Origin of the sequence: Mycetohabitans sp. B3, from assembly GCF_021498065.1 — a bacterium.
Taxonomy (GTDB): Bacteria; Pseudomonadota; Gammaproteobacteria; order Burkholderiales; family Burkholderiaceae; genus Mycetohabitans.
The window spans coordinates 66,251-85,048 of the sequence record NZ_JAHLKN010000036.1 but is presented as its reverse complement, the minus strand read 5'-3'; the positions used below and the strand labels follow the sequence as shown (position 1 = coordinate 85,048).

The following is an 18,798-nucleotide window of genomic DNA, read 5'->3' as shown; positions in this document are numbered from 1 at the left end:
CGATGTTCGGGTCCGACGCGATAGCTGTGTCTATCCGCGCTACAATTCGCTACTTTTCGCCCGGCGGTCGAGAGCCCGCCGGCGATCCTCTTTCGCCGGCGATATGGCTGGTGTGGTTCCCGTAGCGTATTGATCCGCGTGCAAAAAATCCTAATCGTTCGGCTATCGTCGCTGGGCGACATCGTTCACAACATGCCGGTGGTCGCCGACATCCGGCGGCGCCATCCCGATGCAATCATTGACTGGCTGGTCGAGGAGAATTTCGTCGAGCTTGTCGAGCTCGTTCAAGGCGTGCGTCGCGCCATCCCGTTCTGTCTGCGCCGCTGGCGCAAGCGGCCGCTGTCGGCAGCGACGTGGCGCGAAGTGCGGCAATTCAGGCGCACCTTGGCCGCCGAGCAGTACGACGTGGTGATCGATTGCCAGGGTTTGGTCAAGAGCGCATGGGTCGCGAGCTGGGCGCGCGGCCACGTCGTCGGGCTGGGCAATCGCACCGACGGAGCCGGCTATGAGTGGCCGGTACGCTGGTTCTACCGCACGTGTGTGCCGATCGAGCCGCGCACGCACGTGGTCGAGCGCTCCCGGCAGCTGGTCGCGCGCGCACTCGGTGATCCGCCGCCGCGAGCCGATGCACCGGATATCGACTTCGGCATTGACCGGCGCCGCGCGGCGCTCGAACTGGCGCGTACGGGGCTGAACCTGCCGGTGCCGTACGTGGTGTTTGTGCACGCGACCTCGCGTGACGATAAGCAATGGCCTCAGAGTCGCTGGATCGAGCTGGGCCAGGCGCTCATCCGCCGCGGCGCGTCGATCGTGTTGCCGTGGGGCAATGAAGCCGAGCGTGCGACCAGCGAACGGCTCGCGCAGCCGTTCGGTGCCGCCGCGCTCGTGCCGCCGCGCTTGTCGCTGCCGGCGGTGACGGGGCTCATCGATGGCGCGGCGGCGACCGTCGGCGTCGATACCGGTCTGGTCCATATCGCCGCAGCGCTCAAGCGCCCGACGGTCGAGTTGTACAATTTTGCGACGGCGTGGCGCACCGGCGGCTATTGGTCGCCTGCCATCGTCAACCTGGGAACGGTGGGCGCCTCGCCGAGCCTGGCCGACGTCAAGCGTGCGCTGGCCCGCTTCGGATTGCTGTAGCGATATTTTCCTATGAGCGAATCACAAATCATCGAGGTCCAGACCGCCGATTGGCACGGGCAACACCTGTCGGTGCCGCGCGAGACATTGCTGGCCGCGGTAGAGTCCGGCAAAGTGCTGTATTTCCCTCGCTTGCGCTTTGCAATTGAAGGGGGCGAACCAGGGCTGCTGGATCCGGCAATCGCCGATCCGAAGCGCAAGAACATCAGCCTGGCGCCCAACGACGGCGCATTGCACGGCGTGTCGGGCGATGCGGTCACGCAGTCGGCCGTGCGTGCGCTGGTGTCGCGCTACCAGCTTAAGGCACGCGAGCTGGTCGATGGACTGTTCCCGGAATATACGGGTCAGCTTCGCGTTGCGCCCACCAGCCTGCGCTTGCATCGCGTCGAAGCGCGCAAGACGTCATGGCGCAAGGACGACAGTCGGCTGCACGTGGACGCATTTCCGTCGCGGCCGAACGGCGGCGAGCGAATCCTGCGCGTGTTCACGAACGTCAACCCACACGGCGAGCCGCGCGTGTGGCGGGTCGGCGAGCCGTTCGAGGAGGTGGCGCGCCGGTTTCTGCCTCAACTGCCTAAACCGGTGCCCGGCGCCGCATGGCTATTGAAGCTGCTCCACGTGACCAAGACGCGGCGCAGCGAGTACGACCATCTGATGTTGCACCTGCATGACGCGATGAAGGCCGACCTGGATTACCAGCGCAACGCGCCGCAGCAGACGATGCCGTTTCCGCCGGGCAGCGTCTGGGTCTGCTTTTCGGACCAGGCGTCGCATGCCGTGATGTCCGGCCAATTCATGCTCGAGCAGACCTTTTTCCTGCCGGTGCGCTCAATGGTGCAGCCGCAGCGCGCGCCGCTAGGCATTCTGGAGCGCCTCGCGGGCCACGCGCTTGTCTGACCGGTGGGCCGACGATCGATGCTAAGGATTCTGTATCGTGTGCTCTGGTACCTCGTCGCACCGTTGGCCGTTGTGCGCCTGGTGGTGCGCTCACGGCGCGAGCGTGGCTACATCGAGCACATTGGCGAGCGGTTCGGCCATGCGGCAGGCCGCGCGGCGCACGACAATGCCCCGCTGGTTTGGATCCATGCCGTGTCGCTCGGCGAAACGCGTGCCGCCCAACCGCTAGTGCAGGCGTTGCTCGACGAGCGTCCCGACGCGCGGGTGCTGCTCACGCACATGACGCCGAGCGGACGGGCGACCGGCGAGCAGCTATTCGGCTCGCGCGTGTTGCGCTGCTATCTGCCCTATGACATGCCCGGCCCGGTACGGCGGTTTCTGCGCGCATGGCGTCCCACGTTGGGCATCGTGATGGAAACCGAGGCGTGGCCGACGCTGATCGACGAGTGCCGCCATGCGGGCGTGCCGCTGGTGCTCACCAACGCGCGCATGTCGGAGCGCTCATACCGGCGCGCGTCGCGTTTTGGCGCGGCGGTGCGGCAAGTATTCGGCGGCTTTACGCGCGTGCTGGCGCAGAGCCCGGCCGACGCGCAGCGCCTGAGCGCGCTTGGCGCCCGTGATGTCGCGGTGCTCGGCAACCTGAAGTTCGATATGGCGGCCCCGGCGGAGTTGGCTGAGCGCGGCCGCGCCTGGCATGCGGCGATCGGCTCGCGGCCGGTGTGGGTGGCGGGCAGCACGCGCGACGGCGAGGAGGCGCTCGTGTTGGACGCATACCGCCGGCTCGGCGTCGCCGATGTGCTGCTGGTGCTGGTGCCTCGCCATCCGCAGCGCTTTGCCGAGGTCGCGGCGCTGGTCGAGCGCGCCGGACTCAAGCTGGCGCGCCGTTCGCAGTGGGCCGGTGCATCGGCGGCGAGCGGCTCACACGAGGTGGCCGCTATCGCGCCGCTGCCGGCTGACGTACAAGTGCTGCTCGGCGATTCGCTGGGCGAGATGCGCGCTTATTACGCGGCGGCGGACGTGGCCTTCATCGGCGGAAGCTTGCTGCCGCTCGGTGGCCAGAACCTGATCGAGGCCTGCGCCGTCGGCGTGCCGGTCGTGATCGGCCCACATACGTTCAATTTTGCCCAGGCGAGCGCCGACGCGATCGCGGCCGGTGCTGCACTGCGGGTGCAGGATCCGGCCGCGTTGGCGCAGGCCGTGCGCACATTGCTGACCGATCGCGCGCGCCGTGTGACGATGGGCGCCGCCGGGGCCGCGTTCGCGGCCCGTCACCGTGGCGCAACCCGTCGCACGATCGATGCGCTGGAGGCGCTGTTGCCGCCCGTTAAGCCGCGAACAGGCCGTTCTTCCCGATAAAGGGGCACCTCGTTCAGTCTGCTTTGCTCGTTCAATTCGCTATCACGGATGGCTTGTCATCGTGAATGTTGCGGATGTTCAGTATCATCGCGTCGAGCGATGCGCTAGCCATCGGCGCGAGATCCGCCTTATCGATGGTTAGTAAGCCAGACTTCATGGTGGCACGGGCCGGCAGGGCACTCAAATCCTCGGCGTGTTCCCTTGCTGGCGCAGCGTCAGCTGTACATTTTAATGACGGGTGATGGTCCGATACGCACTTGCGTTCTACGCAATGTTCATCAAAGCAGGCAGCCTGTCGCCTCGTCAAAATGACGCTTAATGATCCTTAATTGTTGATATTGTAATGGTGCTCGTTCACGTTGCTATGCTGTCATGCGATGGGCAATGGAGTCTTATCGCAGCATGCCGGTCATGCGAATGAGTATTACTGAAAAAGCGTTGGCAAAAATGCTCTCGAATATGGCGGATATGAAATAGGTGCGCGTCCCAATATCTGCTGGCTGCGCTCGTTATGTTAAGGATTCGTCTTACTCTCACCAATTCCGTGTAGTGGAAGTATGGTGTGATAGTGCAAGCCAGTTCGCTGCATGCGGATTTCTTCCAACGCTCGACGGAAGTTATACAACGTGGTGGCGTGGTGTGCCAAGGAGGCCTTTATGACAGCCGATTTAAAGATGACCGGTTGTTTCACCCCCTTTTTATCCTTCGTCAAAAAAACAAGAAAAAGCGGCAAAGATTGTAAGCTGAAGAAACCGAGCATCGATGCCAGCACACCCGCCGCTAGCGGTAAGCTGAATGGTCTGGCGATGCTAGGACAACTATGCCTTACTAGACCAGAAACCCCAAGGATGAACAATTATACTGTACTCTTAAAACATGAGGATAATAACGAAGATGGGGTACAGATTAAGCGAGGCAGACTAGCGGCATCGAGCTTTAACGTGAAACCAGCGCTTCGTAGCACCCGTGCCACCTCGTCATCGATTAAGAATGCGGGCTCAACGGTAACATGGACGTCGCATTCTGCTACTTCGGCGCAGCTTGGGCGGGTGGGAAGCAATGATTCGGCTACCGAAGTAGAAGACAGCAAGAATTCATTGTCAAACAGCGACAAGACTAATGCGACGCGAATGCAGAATTGGACTGCGGGCGTATGGAAGAAATTGGAGCGTTCGAATTCAATGGCCTCATTGCGAAAACGCCTGCCCCGGCTAACTCGCTCTAAATCTGACCCCCTGCCCCTCTCATACGCCGAACTACGCAAGCAGATGGATCTTCAATACCGTCAGTTGCTTAGCACGCCGCCGAAAGAACTAAAGGACGTTGAAGACGTACAGGCAGCTATCCCAGGGCTGGTGCGCACGGCAAAATGGGCGGAAGAAAAAAATGACCCAACACTGCCTCTTTTCGTTGTTCTATGTGCAGCTTATAAAAAGGTTTGTGTGACAAACGGCGGTTCCGCTGCGGTCGACAGATGGAAGAAAGACGTCGAGGCATTTGAAAAAGACGTGGCCGATGGTGGAAAGTGGGCACCGTTCAGGGACCAGTATGACCGATATGTAGGTGCACTAAATGAAAAAATTGTCGGACAAAGTCATCATGCAACGGAGGCGGCCGCGAACATCATCACTCGCCCTCCCCAGCGCGAAGTCGATACCGTCGTGGACATCGATCCGCGCGTACGCCGGTACCTTTTCGCCGTGAACGGTTGGGGCGTTCCAAAATAGCCTAGCCCCTGCAATTTGTCATCGCGCCGGACGATGATTGAGGATGCTCGACTTGATCGGCCTTTTCTCCGACATGGCCGACCACCACGTACGATTGTCGATGCGAGGGTAGTTCAATAAGTCGGCACCGACGGATCGACTTGCCGCGACCACGCATCGATACCGCCTTGCAGGTTATAGATGTGCTTGAAGCCGCGCGCCTCGAGGAACATGCCCACGCTCGCGCTGCGGGCGCCGTGATGACAGATGCAGACAATCTGCGCGTCGTCATCGAGTTCTTCGCTGCGCGCCGGAATGTCCTTCATCGGGATATGCACGATACCGTCGAGCCGGGCTGTCGATACCTCCCAGGGCTCGCGCACGTCGAGCAACACGGGTGCGGCCCGAGACGAGTCGGCAAGCCAGGCGGCGAGATCGGAGGCAGTGAGGTTCTGCATTGTTTAGAACTTGAATTGAGGCGGCTCGACCGCGTTGGTGAGGGGCGTGACGAACGTCTCGAAGATGTCGGCGATCCGGTATTGCTTGTCATCGACACGGGTGATGATCTGGGCGCGCATGACCGGTGCCACGCCGACGAATGCCGCGAGCCGGCCGCCGATCTTCAATTGCTCCAGCATTTCTTGCGGCAGCATCGGCAGCCCGCCCGATACGCAGATGACGTCATACGGCCCTTGTGTGGGCCAGCCGCGTGAGCCGTCGCCGGTTTCGACTTGTGCATGGGTCACGCCGTTTGCCGCCAGGTTGGCCCGGGCCAACTCCGCCAGCTCCGGGACAATGTCCAATGTCAGCACCGAGCGCGCGCGATGCGCGAGCAGCGCCGCCATGTAGCCGGAGCCGGCACCGATCTCCAGCACCACTTCGTGCTTTTTCACGGCCAGTTCCTGCAGCACTCGCGCCTCGATCTTCGGCAACAGCATGTGCTGGCCCGCCGGCAGCGGCACCTCAAGATCGGCGAACGCAATGTTGCGATAAGCAGCAGGTACGAAATGCTCGCGCTTGACGATCGCCAGCAGGTTTAACACGTCCTGGTCCAGCACCTCCCATGGGCGGATTTGCTGTTCGATCATGTTAAAGCGTGCTTGCTCGATGTTCATGGTGTCTTGACGGTTCGAATCGACGAAGATAAGCGTTGTAATTATACTCGACCCTCTGATGGCGTTGCCGTTTCCCCCGTCGCAGGCTTGGTTTTGCCGGTCTCTGTGGCAAATTGGTGCTGTAGGCCGCGCGTGCGGTACCGCTCCAGCGCGCCGGCGGCATCGCCGATCGTCCATTGCCGGATCTCATGAACTGTCGTCCCAACTGCGGTGCCTGTTGCATCGCGCCTTCCATTTCCGGTTCGATTCCCGGCATGCCGGGCGGTAAGCCCGCGGGCGTGGCGTGTGTTCAACTGGATGCGGACATGCGTTGCCGGATTTTTGGTGCGCCTGACAGGCCGCGGTGCTGCAGCGGCCTGCAGGCGTCTGAGGAAATGTGCGGACGCTCCCGCGCCCATGCGCTGCATTGGCTGACGCAGCTCGAGCAACTGACCGTCCCCTCGACGTAATGAAGGTGTTGCGCCGGCATGTCGGTGAATGCGGTGTTAGAGTCGTAGCGGGGCGTTCGGCGGCGTGTGCAAAACGCGTGTCAACGGTATAGGCTGACGTGCTGGTTGCCGCAAGGGGGGCGGCGCGCTGCAAGCGGAGTTGGGCATCCGGTAGCCGACACTTTCGCAGCAGCTGGGCGTGCTGCGGGACAATGAGCTGGTGGCGACCCGCCGCGAAGGCAAAAACATTGTCTATTCGGTGGCGAGCCCGAGCCCGAGTCCGAGTGCACTCGCGATCATGGCGGTGTTGTATGAGCAGTTTTGCGCCCATGCCAGCCAGGAGCCGACAGGCTGATTGACATCGCCAATTTCACGCCGAGGGGTTGCTCGCTGGCGGATTGCTCATCGGCGCCGCGGATGCCGTGCGGGTGGTGTCCGACGGCCGCATTGTCAGAATTAGTGGCATCTTGGGCGGGTTGCTGAGCCTGCCGCGCAATGACGTGGGCTGGCGGTTCATGTTCCTGGCGGGGTTGGCCGGCGCACCGGTCATCGCGACCCTGTTCGGCAAGCCGGTGGTCGTTGATATCGAATCGGGCGGGGGCGAGGTCCTGGCCGCCGGCTTCCGGGTCGGCGTCGGTAGCCGCTACGCCGGCGGCTGCACCAGTGGCCACGGCGTGTGCAGCCTTTCGCGCGGCTCGGTCTGCTCGCTGACCGCCACTGTGACGTGGACGGTGACCGGCGTGCTACCCGTCTTCGTGCAGCGGCACCTGTTCGGAGGTTGGTATGGTGGCCGTGACGGCCTGTTTCGCCGGCCTGCTGCGTGCGAGCCAAAAGAGGAGCATTGCATGATTGAAACGGTGGTCCGCACATTAGTGCGGGCAGCGGTCGCGCTGTCGTTGATCGCGGGGCTTGGCGTGGTGGTGACGATGGCCGTGGCGCCCGGTGTCGCGCACGCCGGAATTTTCCCGTTCGTGCCGGATCATTACACGTTCTCGCAGCGGCAGGTGCAGCGTGCGATCGAACGCAAGTTTCCGTATCAGCGCAGCGTTGGCCCATTGCTGGACCTGGCGCTGGCCAATCCTGTTGTCGCGTTGCGCGCAGATGTCAACCGCGTCGTGGTTACGGTCGACGCGCACTTGGCCAGTCCGTTGCTAGGGCGTCCAGTGGACAGTGTCGTGAGCTTGTCCAGCGAACTGGCGTACGATGCGCCTAGCCGCTCGGTCGTGCTGCGCAACCCGAGTATTGAGCGGGTCGACGTCGGCGGCGACGCGGCGCCGTACGCGCAACAGATCCATGCTGCCGCATCGATTGCCGTGGCTCAGTTGCTGGCTGACTACCCAGTCCACACGTTCAAGTCTGAACAATTGCGATTTGCCGGACAGCAATATGAACCCGGTACAATTACAATTCTTTCAGATGGCATACGCGTGCAGATCGTCGAGAAGTAGCGGCGTCGCGCGCTGCCGCCCCGGCTCAGGTTGTTTCTTCAAAGGACGATGGGATGGATCTGCTGCTGTTGCTCAAGGCGCTGGTGCTTGGCCTGGTGGAAGGCTTGACGGAATTCCTTCCTGTATCCAGTACAGGACATTTGATCCTTGTCGGTGAATTGATTGATTTTACTGGCGACGGCAGCAAGGTCTTCGATGTTGCGATCCAGTTCGGCGCCATCCTTGCGGTATGCTGGGAATATCGCGAGCGTATTGGCCAAGTGGTGCGGGGCCTGGCCACCGAGCCGCCAGCCCGGCGTTTCGCGCTCAATGTGATCGTTGCCTGTCTTCCCGCAGTCGTGATGGGACTGCTGTTCGAGAAGCCTATCAAGGCGCTGCTGTTTTCGCCGGTGCCGGTGGCGATTGCGCTGATCGTCGGCGGCATCATCCTGCTGTGGGTGGAGGCGGCGCATCGCCGTCGCGATGGCGGCGCCGTGTATGTTGCCCGTGTGCAGTCGATCGATGAACTGACCGTTGTCGATGCTCTGAAAGTCGGGCTCGCGCAATGCTTCGCACTGATCCCCGGCACGTCACGCTCGGGGGCGACGATCGTGGGAGGACTCCTCACCGGCCTAGAGCGACGTGTTGCGACTGAGTTCTCGTTTTTCCTCGCCATCCCGTTGATTTTCGGCGCCACCGTGTATGAACTGGTCAAGGCGCGTGACGCACTGAGCGTATCGGATATTGGCCCGTTCACGGTCGGTTTCGTGACTGCGTTCGTCAGCGCATTCGCGTGCGTGCGCTGGCTGTTGCGCTACATCGCGACACATGATTTCACTGTGTTTGCGTGGTACCGGATTGGCTTTGGACTGCTGGTGCTGGTCGCTAGCTATCTGGCGGGTGTCACGTTCAACCACTGACCCGAGGTGTTCAACGCTTCGTGAACAGCAGATCCCATACGCCGTGGCCAAGTCGAAGCCCGCGGCGCTCGAATTTTGTCATCGGACGATAATCGGGGCGCGGTGCATAGCCGCTCGCCTCGTCCGACGCATTGGCGAGAGCCGATTCCGCGCGCAGTACGTCGAGCATCTGCTCCGCATAGTTCTGCCAGTCCGTCGCCAGATGCAAGTAGCCGCCGGTGCGCAGCCGCGATGCAAGCAGCTTGACGAACGGTGGCTGGATGAGCCGACGCTTGTGGTGGCGCGCCTTATGCCACGGGTCGGGGAAGAAGATGTGTACGCCATCCACGCTGTCCTCGGCCAACATATGCTCGATGACCTCGACCGCGTCGTGCTGAATCACGCGGATATTGTCCAGTTGCCTTTCCCCGATCAGCTTCAGCAGTGCCCCTACGCCCGGCTCGTGAACCTCGATGCCGAGAAAGTCGTCGCCTGGCCGTTGTACGGCGATATCAGCGGTTGTCGTGCCCATGCCAAAGCCGATCTCGAGCACGCGCGGCGCATCGCGACCAAAGGTTGCCTCCCAGTCGAGCGGCGCGCCGGTATAGGGCAGCTTGAATCGCGGGCCCAGTTCATCCAGCGCCCGTCGCTGGGCGTTGGATAAACGTCCCGCTCGAGTCACGAAGCTGCGGATGCGGCGCAGCGGCGGGGGGGCAGCGTTGGCGGGTGTCGCGCCGTGGCTGCTGTTCTCCTGGGCTTCATTCTCGGCACGCTTGTGCGCGGCCGCGTCGTTGTGGCGATCGGAAGGGTCGTGAGTCATCGTGCAGCGTTTGCGGCAGGCCGTCCAGCGCGGCACGTGCGTTGTCGGGTCGGCATGCGGCTGATAAGCAAAAAGCCGTTCGTATATTGAACGGCTTTCAGTGTCTTCGAGTGGGCGATGCGGCATGAACGCATGGTCCCGGGCATTCCGGCGGAAGTACAACTTCCACGAAGAGCGGAGATTGTGGCTTGGTTTGGCTATCCCGTCAACCGGACAATTCTATTTGTCCGTGACACCGGCGGGCGTGATGCGTGCGCCTGGCGTTTTGGCGCGCGGTTAGGGTGGCAACGCTGGCCGACAACCTTGATCCATGCAGGCACAAGTCGATGGTGCACGAATGAACCCGCTGGCATTCACCATGCTGCAATCGGTTTGCGGCGCGCTGGATAAGGTCATGCGGCTCGTGTCGTGCAAAGCACTCGAGCATGTGTTCGTCGAGCACGATTACCCATTGCGTCCGTCCACGAGTTGCTCGACGTGGCGGCGGTGCGCGAGCAGCAACCACCGCGCAGCGACTTCATTACCACTGGCCCTCTATACCGTCAGGCGTCTCGAATCAGTGTAGCAGAGCCTACAGATGAACTTAAAGAAGAGTTCAAAGCTTTGATGGAACGGATGGATGATGCGTGCCTGGCGACCTTTTCCATTCCGAAACGGCATTCCAAGCGTGTGTAGAAAAAGATCAAATCAGGGGATCTTGTAGTGGGAGAGTAGACGCCGAACTTCTTGTCTCGGAGCAACCTGGGTGTTTTGACCGGCACGATGGAACGCTCCGAGCCCAAATTCAAGTTCAGGTGTGAGTAGCAGGTTGTCAGTACGGCGACTGTTAGAGAACCCCGAGAGTCTTATGTGGCAAGGGTTGAACCATACTGGAGCGGGCGATGGGAATCGAACCCACGTCTCCAGCTTGGGAAGCTGGGGTAATAGCCATTATACGACGCCCGCGAAGCGCATCATTCTACAGTGTTTCTTTCGGCTTGGGGAGCAAAGCGTTGTAGCGGTGTCGTGAGCACATGAATTATTCAAGTCCCCAGCACGTCATGTGTCCGCTTTCATGGCTATGGTATGGAGCCACTTCCACTTATCAGCCGGGCACGTTGGTGACAGGAAACCCAGAAAATGAGATGCGAAGCAGTCTACAGCGACCGGCAGGACAAGCGGCTCACGCAGCGGAAGCGGCGCGGCGGTTGGGCGTTGAGCGCACGTTTTGGCGGCAGATTGGGCGCTACAAGGCCGACGGCCTGCAAGAGCTGATCGACAAGCGGCTGAACTTAACTGGTACCGGCGCGAGCACGGCGACACGCGCGAGCCTTGCACTGGCTGCACGAACAATTGCATACAGATTTTCTACACGCCCGATTCGTTTTCAGAATACGGGCGCCATCACGCTCAAAATCCGAACATCGTCACCGACACGGTGATGCGTGTGACGATCATCAATAATACCTCGACGATCACAAGCAGCACCAACGGCGACAGGTCGATGCCGCCGAGCGTGGGCACTACGCGGCGCAGCGGGTTCAGCAACGGCGCGGTCAATTGCAGCAGGATCGCCATCGCCGGGGAGCGCGGGTTGACCCACGAGAGCAGCGCCATGATCAGCGTTAGCCAGATCGTCAGGTTCAACGCCCACTTGATCATCGTCAACAGCGCGATGACGAATCCAGCGGGCAACAGCGAGGCCGGGTCGCCACCGGAGACGGCCACCATCAGGATGATGAACACGATCGCGGTGAGCCAGGCGGCGAACAGACTCGTCCAGTCGATGCCACGCGCGGCCGGAATGACCCGGCGCAACGGCAGCACGAGCCAGTTGGTTGCCTGGAAGATGCCCTGCGAGACCGGGTTGTACGGCGTGAGCCTGACCACATGCAACCACGCGCGCAGTAGCAGCGCGGCACCGAACAACGTGAAAATCGTATTGAGCAGAAAGCGGGCAATATCCCCGAACATCTTGTTTTCCCTTCGAGTGGCGCAGCCGACGAGTTGTAAGGTACCGGACGCGACGTGTCAAGGGCGCGGTGGCACGCGGCCGGATCGATGCGCCGCGCTATCGTTGGGCGCCGGTGCGTCCGTGCCACGCTGCAGCGCTGCTTTGACAGTGGCTTCGATCGCGTCGAGCCCGCTCGGCGCCGGCGAGCGTCGGCGCGCCAGCGCGGCCACTCTGCGCGTGAGCATTGCATAGAGCGCCATGTGATCTTCGCCCAATGCGGCCAAGGTGTCGAGCTGGCTGCGGATTACTGAAACGTCGCCGCGCGACACGGGCCCAGCGATCGCGCCGGACAGACCTTTGTCGCGCACCGATTGTAGGGTGCGCTCGAGCATGGGCAGCAATGCGGCCAGTGCGGCGTCCTCGTCCAACCCAATATGTTTCCAAAGTGTGACGTTTTCGTACAGCGACGCCACCGCGAAGCTTGCCGCGTAGCTCGCCGCGCCGTGATAGAGTATTCGCGCACCAGACGGGATCGACAGTGGCACGCAGTCCAGGGCGCCGACGAGCGTACGCAGCGCGGCGTTCAGCGGCGCCGGAGCTTCGATTGTGATGGAGCAGCCCGCCAGCCGGTCCACGTCGGTTGCCTGTCCGGTGAACAGATATAGCGGATGGAAACCGCCCGTCAAGACGCCCTGGGCTCTGGCCGGCTCGAGTAAGTCGACACTGGATGCGCCGCTACAGTGCACGAGCGCGCACGAGCCGGCCCGCTCAGGGGAATAGCACAGCTGGGCGGCCACCGCGCCGATCGCATCATCTGGCACCGTCACGAAGACCAGCGTCGCAGCCTCGATAACATGTTGCAGATCTGAGACGATTTGACACTGTCCTGCCCGCTCGGCAAGTTGCCTGGACGATTCTTTTGAGCGGCTCGTGACCGCGGCAATCTGGTAGCCGCGTCGGTGCCACGCTGCTGCAAGGGTTTGGGCGAGCCGTCCGGCGCCGATGAAGCCAATGCTCGGATGAAGCGGAAAAGGCATGATTCATGCTTAGGTAAAGAGGACAGGGTCCATGATAGACCAACTATGTATTGCTTCGTGTCAAGCGTCGTAGCGACGCACTTGTTGCGTCCTCTGTCGTCGGTTGCGCGTTGAATATTGCGATGCAAGGCGTTTGTCAAGGGGCGAGTCGTGTGCCGCAGGTGGCGGGCGGCGGCAGGTGAGTAGCGTCGCGGTCCGTTATCGGCCACAACTCAATCAAAAAATACCTGACCAGGAGATTTGCGCCATGAGCTTCTTTTCGTATCGGAAACACCTGCGATTCCTCAATGCGGCTCAGCGCCGCTTGTGGTGGGAGCAAAGGATGCGCTTGACACCGCGCGTGCGGATCAGCGGTCTGTACGTGCCGCCGAACGTGAGTCGCGAGTTCGCGTATGTGAAGGTGGGTTGACGGTGCGGTACCTTACTGAAGTGGCGCAGCGTAATGGTCAATGCGCTGAGCAGCTACCATAGCGCTTGTAGTCGGCCCAGCCCTGTGGCGTTTGTCGACGCTGTGATCCTGGTGCTTGCATTGTCTGTTCTTTGTCAGATTTTCTCCGAGTTTCCAATTTCTTAGGGGAAACCCGGCCCACGCCACCGCGCTCGGACCATACTCTATGCGGGTGCGTCAAACCATTGCCACTGCCACTGACGCCGGTCGTCCCGTTACGGAGCCGGGCTGTGCTGCCGTGATAACACAATGAATGCGACGCGGCGCCGCCACGCGGTGACGTGCGAGTCCGGCACGGTTTAGTGACTTTGTAAATAATCTTTACCGACGCACGATATCAGACCAACAAATGTTGCGCAGCGAACGCGGCGTGTCGGTCCCGCACTGTCCCCTCACGTGCTGGCCGGCGCTCGCGTCCGGTCTTCGATGACGGCGAGACTTGCGGCAAGACGAATGCGGTCCCTATCATGCGGTCCCTGTCGCGCCAGCGCCCCATTGCATTTTGCAACAATTGGGCCCGGCCGTCCGCGCGCATTTTCGGTACATTGCAAGGGTGGTGCCGTAATAGGCGGCATTGTGTTCAGGAGAGAGTAGTGAAAAAGATCATCCCGATCCTAGTCGGCGCCGTCACCCTGTTGGCAGGGGCGAGCGCCGCGCAAGCGCATATATCGATCGGCGTGGGGATCGGGATTCCCGGTCCGGTATATGCCACTCCGATCTATACGCCGCCGCCAGTCGTCTATGCGCCGCTTCCACCTTCGGTAGTCTACGCGCCTCCGCCGCCGGTGGTCTACACACCGCCGCCCGCGGTCGTTGTGGGTGGCTACGGTGGCTATTACCGGCCGTGGTATCCGCATCCTCATTGGCACGGCGGTTATTATCGGCGCTGGTAGCGGACGGCAAGCCTGAGCCGTCGTGGTGACTGCGCCGTCGTGGTGATGATAGGTTGCCGCATACACGCCCGCTGGCGCCATTGCTATCCCAGGCCGATCTCCGTCCATAGTGCATCGACGCGCCGCTTGACGGCTGCGTCCATCACGATCGGCCGGCCCCATTCCCGGGAGGTCTCGCCGGGCCACTTGTTCGTTGCGTCGATGCCCATCTTGGAGCCGAGCCCGGCCACCGGCGACGCAAAGTCAAGATAGTCGATCGGCGTATTGTCAACCAGCACCGTGTCGCGGCTCGGGTCCACGCGTGTCGTCAGGGCCCAGATTACCTCTTTCCAGTCGCGCACATTCACGTCGTCGTCCACCACGACGATGAACTTTGTATACATGAATTGCCGCAAGAAGCTCCACACGCCGAACATCACGCGCTTGGCGTGGCCGGCGTAGCTTTTCTTCATCTGCACGATGGCCATCCGGTAGCTGCATCCTTCCGGCGGCAGGTAGAAGTCGGTGATCTCCGGAAACTGCTTTTGCAGCAGCGGCACAAATACCTCGTTCAGCGCGACGCCGAGCACGGCCGGTTCGTCCGGTGGTTTGCCCGTGTACGTCGAATGGTAGATCGCGTCGCGCCGCATCGTGATGCGTTCGACGGTGAACACTGGAAACCACTCTTGCTCGTTGTAATAGCCAGTGTGATCGCCATAGGGGCCCTCCAGCGCATGTTCGTAGCGGCCGGCCGGGCCGGCCACGCGAGCGCGCGGCGACATAGGTCCCGGCTGTGCCGAGATGTCTTGCGCTTCGCCTGCATCGGGCTGGATGAACCCCTCCAGGATGATTTCCGCGCGGGCTGGCACCTGCAGATGCGCCAATCCGGGCGTCAAGCAGCGGGCCAGTTCGGTTTTGCCGCCACGCAGCAACCCGGCGAACTGATATTCGGACAATGTGTCGGGTACCGGCGTGACGGCGCCGAGAATCGTTGCCGGATCGGCGCCGAGCGCGACGGCGACCGGATAGGGCTGGCCAGGATGGGCCAGCGCAAATTCGCGAAAATCCAGTGCGCCGCCGCGATGAGCGAGCCAGCGCATGATCAGCTTGTTGCGCCCGATCACTTGTTGCCGATAGATGCCCAGGTTTTGACGCGGCTTGTTCGGACCTCGCGTGACGGTGAGGCCCCAGGTGATCAGCGGCGCCGCATCGTGCGGCCAGCAGGTTTGGACTGGCAGCCGCGCCAGGTCGACATCGTCACCTTCGATCACGATTTCCTGGCAAGGTGGTGCGCTGACCGTACGGGGCGCCATGTCCCAGACGGCTTTGGCTAGCGAAAGCAGCCGTGTCGCATCCTTCAGGCCCTTCGGCGGCTCCGGCTCCTTCAGCGACGACAATAGGTGACCGATATCGCGCAGCGACGTTAGGGCCGCGTCGTCGCCATCGGCATCAACGCCCATGCCGAGCGCGACGCGACGTGGCGTGCCAAACAGGTTGCCGAGCACGGGCATTGTATGCCCAGTCGGGTTCTCGAACAGCAGCGCGGGGCCGCCCGCATTAAGCACGCGGTCGCATAGCTCGGTCATTTCGAGCACTGGCGAGATGGCAGCACGCACCCTTCGCAGTTCTCCCAATGCTTCAAGGCGGCTCGCAAAATCACGCAGGTCTTTGTATTTCATCACACTATACGGACGTCGCCGGCCGTGCCGGGCACAAGGGGTACATTTTAGCTTGTGCGCGTGCGCGACACATTGGTTGCAAACTGGACCACCTGTCGGCCAGGGCACGCGGCTTGCTTTAGACCCATTGATTGACCGTTTTCTTTATAACTAAAGGTATTGATTTTTCGAATCCTTAGTTTTGACGATCTATAAAACCCTGTTAGAATCCGACCTCGTCAGTGGCGGGACCGCCTTGTGGTCCGCCATCCTGTTTGGCGCTTCGCGTCACGCTGACCCTTCCCGCTAAGGGCGGCGCAAACTGACATCGGCCGGCCGCAATACGCCGGCTTTTTAGTGCGGGTGGCCCGCGCGGCTTGATTGACGCGCGCGCAGCGTGTGTCACGAATCCTGACGCCCCCGTCCTCGTAGATGGCGCTCGCCATCTCTTCCCGGCCTCGTCCCGCGGCTAACCAACGTAGGCGACGCCTTGGCCTGTCGTGCACATCGGCTGCGACTGCGCTTGCGTGTTCGCACGGATGTCGTCGTCGCTGCAAAGCACGGCGCGACCGGCCATGAACCATGGGAGCTTGTGAAGTATGAATACTTGGTTAGGCTGGCGACCGAAGAGCGATGTCGTGCAAACGGTACGCGAACTGCTACGCCGCGGCACGCGGCTTTCTTCCACGCTGTTGAGCCTCGTCGGCGCGCTGGCGGTGCTCACGAGCCTGGCGTTGTGGTGGCAGCCGGCGCTGCGCGGCACCTTGGCCGCGAAGGTGATGCCGTTGATCGTGGATGCGGTGCATAATGGCCCGGCGCGATTGCTGTCCGGCCAACCGTTGCCGCCGTTCGCGCCGCACGCCAGAACGGAGGGCGACGCCGCCCCGCTGAGGATAACGCCCTTATCCGCTACGCCCAGCGGCAAAAGGTTCCTCGCGGCGACGTTCGAGCTGGGATATGACGACCTGCCCGGTGGGGCTGGCCTGGATCCGGTCACGCTCAATGGGCTCGATCCGCGCGCACTACCGTCGGTCGGCTCGTTGGCCCGGCTCATCCCATCCGAGCGTATTGCCTCCGATGCGCGAGACGATCGCGTGCTGGTGTCGACGCATGAGCAAGCGCTGGTTGCCGCTTACCTTGCACGGCGCTATCGCGTCGCGCAGGAGCCGGTCCGCCAGTTGGTTAAGGCGGCGTTCAACACTGGCCGCGAGGTTGGGCTCGACCCGCTGCTATTGCTGGCGGTGATGGCGATCGAATCGGGATTCAACCCGTATGCGGAAAGTGGCGTCGGCGCCAAGGGCCTGATGCAGGTGATGTCTAGCATTCATTCCGACAAGTTTGATTATTTCGGGGGACAGAACGCTGCGCTGCAGCCGCTGGCCAATATCAAGGTCGGCGCCCTGGTGCTCAAGGACTGCATTGCCCGTGGCGGCTCTGTAGCAGGTGGCTTGCGGCGTTACGTCGGCTCGACATCGCCGAACGACGGTGGCTATGGCGCGAAGGTGCTGGCCGAGCGCGCGCGGCTGCGGGATGTCGCGCGCGGACGTAGGGTGCCGGTTAACGCACCGCAATCGCCGGCGCCAATGCTCGCATCGACGCCGCCGCAGACCAATGCATCGACGCAACGGGTGCAAGTCAAGCTGAGCACTGAACGCCCGGTGGTCACACAAAAAGCGCTTGCCGGCGCCGATACGCATGCGCAGGACGACGCCGGCGCCAGTACCGTGTCAAAACATACCGAGCAGTTGGCCGACATCGGCGCTTGATCGGTGGCAGGCGCCGCTCGGCCGGCGGGGAAGAGGCGGCGCTCGCTTAAGACGCGTCAAATAGGGTGTGCAACCGTGCGATAGCCTGTTGCAGCCGCTCGTACGACGTCGCGTATGAAATTCGCAGGTAATCGTGCGGCGCATGCACGCCGAAGTCCAGGCCCGGCACCATGCTGACCTTCGCTTCTTGAAGCATCACGGATGCGAGCGCCGCGCTGTCCGACGCAGCCCGGTGCGCGATGCCGCGGCAGTTCGCATAGACGTAGAACGCGCCATCCGGCAGGATCGGTATGCCGAAACCCAATTTGCGCAACGCCGGTACCAGGAAGTCGCGCCGTCGCTTGAACTCGAGCCGCCGTTGCTCGTAGATCTCAAGTGACGCGGGCTCGAAGCATGCGAGCGCCGCGTGCTGCGCGAGCGCGGACGCGCAGATGAACAGGTTCTGCGCGAGCTTCTCGAAGGCCGGTACCCAGTGCGGCGGCACCACGAGCCAGCCCAGGCGCCAGCCCGTCATGCTAAAGTACTTCGAAAAACTGTTTACGGTCACGACATGATCGTGTGCGCCGCGCAGTGACAGTGCCGAGACGGGCGGCGCATCATAGGTCAATCCCTGATAGATTTCGTCGATGATTGCGAAACCGTCGTAGGCACGGACCGTATCGACAATGCGTTGCAGTTCGCCCGCGTCGATCGATGTGCCGGTGGGGTTCGACGGCGACGCGAGTAGCACGCCGCGTGTGTTTGCGCCCCAATGTTGCTGTACGTGCGCCGCGCTCAACTGGAAGCGTTGCGCCGCGTCGCTCGGCACTAGAACCGCCCGGCCCTCGAAGGCGGTGACGAAGTGACGGTTGCACGGATAGGTCGGATCCGTCATCAGCACCTCGTCGTCGCGATCCACGAGCGCTGCGCAAGCGAGCAACAACGCCGCAGAGGCACCGGCCGTCACGATGATGCGGGCCGGCTCGACATCGATGCCATATATACGCCGGTAATGCATTGCAATGGCTTCGCGCAACGGCGTGATACCCAGCGCCGGCGTGTACTGCGTGAGGCCTCGGCGCAGGGCCGAAGCCGCCGCTTCGACGACGGCCGGTGGCGCCGTGAAATCGGGCTCGCCGATGCTCATGTGGATCACGTCATGGCCTGCCTGCTCGAGGCGGGTGGCTTGCTTGACGAATTCCATCACATGAAATGGCGCGATCTGGTCGATGCGTGAAGCGAGCCGACCGGCCCGGGCGGTGCTGAGCGGGTTGGGCATCGAATCAGTGTCGATCATGCAGAATTCCTAGCGGATGCGGC

General features: G+C 62.1%; 19 protein-coding genes, 1 tRNA gene and 2 pseudogenes. 13 read left to right on the top strand and 9 right to left on the bottom strand.

Going from position 1 to position 18,798, the window contains the following annotated elements; all coding sequences use genetic code 11:
* Window positions 1–138 precede the first annotated feature (138 nt).
* From waaC to waaA, 3 genes are read left to right on the top strand one after another with little or no spacing between them, the layout of a single operon-like run.
* Entirely contained in the window at window positions 139–1,137 is a 999-nt protein-coding gene (waaC, locus tag KQH55_RS11305; RefSeq protein ID WP_076797259.1) for a lipopolysaccharide heptosyltransferase I, read from the top strand.
* 12 nt (window positions 1,138–1,149) lie between these two features.
* Window positions 1,150–2,034 carry a Kdo hydroxylase family protein gene (locus tag KQH55_RS11300; RefSeq protein WP_076796082.1) on the top strand — a complete coding sequence of 295 codons (885 nt, stop codon included), beginning with the start codon at window positions 1,150–1,152 and terminating at the stop codon, window positions 2,032–2,034.
* Between the two features lie 18 nt (window positions 2,035–2,052).
* Window positions 2,053–3,390, top strand: coding sequence for a lipid IV(A) 3-deoxy-D-manno-octulosonic acid transferase (waaA, locus tag KQH55_RS11295; RefSeq protein ID WP_076796080.1), 1,338 nt, complete (start codon window positions 2,053–2,055; stop codon window positions 3,388–3,390).
* Window positions 3,391–3,421: 31 nt separating this feature from the next.
* Here waaA and KQH55_RS16540 read toward each other — a convergent pair whose 3' ends face one another.
* Window positions 3,422–3,547, bottom strand: coding sequence for an urease accessory protein UreG (locus tag KQH55_RS16540; RefSeq protein ID WP_139337392.1), 126 nt, complete (start codon window positions 3,545–3,547; stop codon window positions 3,422–3,424).
* Between the two features lie 499 nt (window positions 3,548–4,046).
* Here KQH55_RS16540 and KQH55_RS11290 point away from each other — a divergent pair, with 499 nt between their 5' ends.
* On the top strand, window positions 4,047–5,117 hold the full coding sequence (locus KQH55_RS11290; RefSeq protein ID WP_139337391.1) for a hypothetical protein: 1,071 nt from the start codon (window positions 4,047–4,049) through the stop codon (window positions 5,115–5,117).
* Between the two features lie 113 nt (window positions 5,118–5,230).
* Here the strand turns inward: KQH55_RS11290 and KQH55_RS11285 are convergent, their stop codons facing one another.
* Window positions 5,231–5,554 (bottom strand): rhodanese-like domain-containing protein, encoded by a 324-nt coding sequence (locus tag KQH55_RS11285; protein WP_076786212.1) that lies wholly within the window; start codon window positions 5,552–5,554, stop codon window positions 5,231–5,233.
* Between the two features lie 3 nt (window positions 5,555–5,557).
* Window positions 5,558–6,211 (bottom strand): protein-L-isoaspartate O-methyltransferase, encoded by a 654-nt coding sequence (locus KQH55_RS11280; protein ID WP_076796072.1) that lies wholly within the window; start codon window positions 6,209–6,211, stop codon window positions 5,558–5,560.
* Window positions 6,212–6,399: 188 nt separating this feature from the next.
* On the opposite strand from KQH55_RS11280, the gene KQH55_RS11275 reads away from it, so the two are divergent.
* The 5 genes and pseudogenes from KQH55_RS11275 to KQH55_RS11255 all read left to right on the top strand — a co-directional run bounded on the left by KQH55_RS11275 (window position 6,400) and on the right by KQH55_RS11255 (window position 8,986).
* Entirely contained in the window at window positions 6,400–6,660 is a 261-nt protein-coding gene (locus tag KQH55_RS11275) for a YkgJ family cysteine cluster protein (RefSeq protein WP_076796069.1), read from the top strand.
* 121 nt (window positions 6,661–6,781) lie between these two features.
* A pseudogene (locus KQH55_RS11270) lies at window positions 6,782–6,994 on the top strand (ArsR/SmtB family transcription factor); the annotation flags it as partial.
* A pseudogene (locus KQH55_RS11265) lies at window positions 6,991–7,418 on the top strand (YeeE/YedE family protein); the annotation flags it as partial. The pseudogenes KQH55_RS11270 and KQH55_RS11265, both read left to right, overlap by 4 nt.
* A 66-nt stretch (window positions 7,419–7,484) precedes the next feature.
* Window positions 7,485–8,087 carry a DUF1439 domain-containing protein gene (locus KQH55_RS11260; protein ID WP_076797258.1) on the top strand — a complete coding sequence of 201 codons (603 nt, stop codon included), beginning with the start codon at window positions 7,485–7,487 and terminating at the stop codon, window positions 8,085–8,087.
* A 53-nt stretch (window positions 8,088–8,140) separates the two neighbouring features.
* Window positions 8,141–8,986, top strand: coding sequence for an undecaprenyl-diphosphate phosphatase (locus KQH55_RS11255; RefSeq protein ID WP_235090968.1), 846 nt, complete (start codon window positions 8,141–8,143; stop codon window positions 8,984–8,986).
* Between the two features lie 10 nt (window positions 8,987–8,996).
* Here the strand turns inward: KQH55_RS11255 and trmB are convergent, their stop codons facing one another.
* Complete coding sequence (gene trmB / locus KQH55_RS11250; RefSeq protein WP_076787733.1) at window positions 8,997–9,785, bottom strand: tRNA (guanosine(46)-N7)-methyltransferase TrmB; 789 nt, start codon at window positions 9,783–9,785, stop codon at window positions 8,997–8,999.
* A 310-nt stretch (window positions 9,786–10,095) separates the two neighbouring features.
* Between trmB and KQH55_RS11245 the strand changes: the two genes are divergently transcribed.
* Window positions 10,096–10,350 (top strand): hypothetical protein, encoded by a 255-nt coding sequence (locus KQH55_RS11245; RefSeq protein ID WP_076796065.1) that lies wholly within the window; start codon window positions 10,096–10,098, stop codon window positions 10,348–10,350.
* A 305-nt stretch (window positions 10,351–10,655) separates the two neighbouring features.
* Here KQH55_RS11245 and KQH55_RS11240 read toward each other — a convergent pair.
* The 3 genes from KQH55_RS11240 to KQH55_RS11230 all read right to left on the bottom strand — a co-directional run bounded on the left by KQH55_RS11240 (window position 10,656) and on the right by KQH55_RS11230 (window position 12,755).
* A tRNA-Gly gene (locus KQH55_RS11240) sits at window positions 10,656–10,730 on the bottom strand.
* Window positions 10,731–11,174: 444 nt separating this feature from the next.
* Window positions 11,175–11,738: a YggT family protein gene (locus KQH55_RS11235; protein WP_076796061.1), complete on the bottom strand. Its 564-nt coding sequence runs from the start codon at window positions 11,736–11,738 to the stop codon at window positions 11,175–11,177.
* A gap of 57 nt (window positions 11,739–11,795) precedes the next feature.
* Window positions 11,796–12,755 (bottom strand): Rossmann-like and DUF2520 domain-containing protein, encoded by a 960-nt coding sequence (locus tag KQH55_RS11230; protein WP_235090966.1) that lies wholly within the window; start codon window positions 12,753–12,755, stop codon window positions 11,796–11,798.
* A 247-nt stretch (window positions 12,756–13,002) separates the two neighbouring features.
* Between KQH55_RS11230 and KQH55_RS11225 the strand changes: the two genes are divergently transcribed.
* A complete protein-coding gene (locus tag KQH55_RS11225; RefSeq protein WP_170872422.1) occupies window positions 13,003–13,164 on the top strand; it encodes a hypothetical protein in 162 nt (53 codons plus the stop codon).
* A gap of 632 nt (window positions 13,165–13,796) precedes the next feature.
* Window positions 13,797–14,096, top strand: coding sequence for a hypothetical protein (locus KQH55_RS11220; RefSeq protein WP_235090964.1), 300 nt, complete (start codon window positions 13,797–13,799; stop codon window positions 14,094–14,096).
* Between the two features lie 83 nt (window positions 14,097–14,179).
* On the opposite strand, the gene KQH55_RS11215 is transcribed toward KQH55_RS11220, so the two are convergent.
* Complete coding sequence (locus tag KQH55_RS11215) at window positions 14,180–15,754, bottom strand: UbiD family decarboxylase (RefSeq protein WP_235090962.1); 1,575 nt, start codon at window positions 15,752–15,754, stop codon at window positions 14,180–14,182.
* Window positions 15,755–16,332: 578 nt separating this feature from the next.
* On the opposite strand from KQH55_RS11215, the gene KQH55_RS11210 reads away from it, so the two are divergent.
* Window positions 16,333–17,499 carry a lytic transglycosylase domain-containing protein gene (locus tag KQH55_RS11210; RefSeq protein WP_235090960.1) on the top strand — a complete coding sequence of 389 codons (1,167 nt, stop codon included), beginning with the start codon at window positions 16,333–16,335 and terminating at the stop codon, window positions 17,497–17,499.
* A gap of 46 nt (window positions 17,500–17,545) precedes the next feature.
* Here the strand turns inward: KQH55_RS11210 and KQH55_RS11205 are convergent, their stop codons facing one another.
* The gene (locus KQH55_RS11205) at window positions 17,546–18,775 is read right to left on the bottom strand and encodes a pyridoxal phosphate-dependent aminotransferase (protein WP_235090949.1); all 1,230 of its coding nucleotides are present in this window, start codon (window positions 18,773–18,775) and stop codon (window positions 17,546–17,548) included.
* Window positions 18,776–18,798: the final 23 nt, after the last annotated feature.

Bases quoted from the DNA above. Each gene is read 5' to 3' on its own strand.
- KQH55_RS11300 (WP_076796082.1), top strand. From the start codon at position 1,150: ATGAGCGAATCACAAATCATCGAGGTCCAGACCGCCGATTGGCACGGG.
- waaA (WP_076796080.1), top strand. From the start codon at position 2,053: ATGCTAAGGATTCTGTATCGTGTGCTCTGGTACCTCGTCGCACCGTTG.
- KQH55_RS16540 (WP_139337392.1), bottom strand. From the start codon at position 3,547: ATGAAGTCTGGCTTACTAACCATCGATAAGGCGGATCTCGCGCCGATG.
- KQH55_RS11290 (WP_139337391.1), top strand. From the start codon at position 4,047: ATGACAGCCGATTTAAAGATGACCGGTTGTTTCACCCCCTTTTTATCC.
- KQH55_RS11285 (WP_076786212.1), bottom strand. From the start codon at position 5,554: ATGCAGAACCTCACTGCCTCCGATCTCGCCGCCTGGCTTGCCGACTCG.
- KQH55_RS11280 (WP_076796072.1), bottom strand. From the start codon at position 6,211: ATGAACATCGAGCAAGCACGCTTTAACATGATCGAACAGCAAATCCGC.
- KQH55_RS11275 (WP_076796069.1), top strand. From the start codon at position 6,400: ATGAACTGTCGTCCCAACTGCGGTGCCTGTTGCATCGCGCCTTCCATT.
- KQH55_RS11260 (WP_076797258.1), top strand. From the start codon at position 7,485: ATGATTGAAACGGTGGTCCGCACATTAGTGCGGGCAGCGGTCGCGCTG.
- KQH55_RS11255 (WP_235090968.1), top strand. From the start codon at position 8,141: ATGGATCTGCTGCTGTTGCTCAAGGCGCTGGTGCTTGGCCTGGTGGAA.
- trmB (WP_076787733.1), bottom strand. From the start codon at position 9,785: ATGACTCACGACCCTTCCGATCGCCACAACGACGCGGCCGCGCACAAG.
- KQH55_RS11245 (WP_076796065.1), top strand. From the start codon at position 10,096: ATGCAGGCACAAGTCGATGGTGCACGAATGAACCCGCTGGCATTCACC.
- KQH55_RS11235 (WP_076796061.1), bottom strand. From the start codon at position 11,738: ATGTTCGGGGATATTGCCCGCTTTCTGCTCAATACGATTTTCACGTTG.
- KQH55_RS11230 (WP_235090966.1), bottom strand. From the start codon at position 12,755: ATGCCTTTTCCGCTTCATCCGAGCATTGGCTTCATCGGCGCCGGACGG.
- KQH55_RS11225 (WP_170872422.1), top strand. From the start codon at position 13,003: ATGAGCTTCTTTTCGTATCGGAAACACCTGCGATTCCTCAATGCGGCT.
- KQH55_RS11215 (WP_235090962.1), bottom strand. From the start codon at position 15,754: ATGAAATACAAAGACCTGCGTGATTTTGCGAGCCGCCTTGAAGCATTG.
- KQH55_RS11210 (WP_235090960.1), top strand. From the start codon at position 16,333: ATGAATACTTGGTTAGGCTGGCGACCGAAGAGCGATGTCGTGCAAACG.
- KQH55_RS11205 (WP_235090949.1), bottom strand. From the start codon at position 18,775: ATGATCGACACTGATTCGATGCCCAACCCGCTCAGCACCGCCCGGGCC.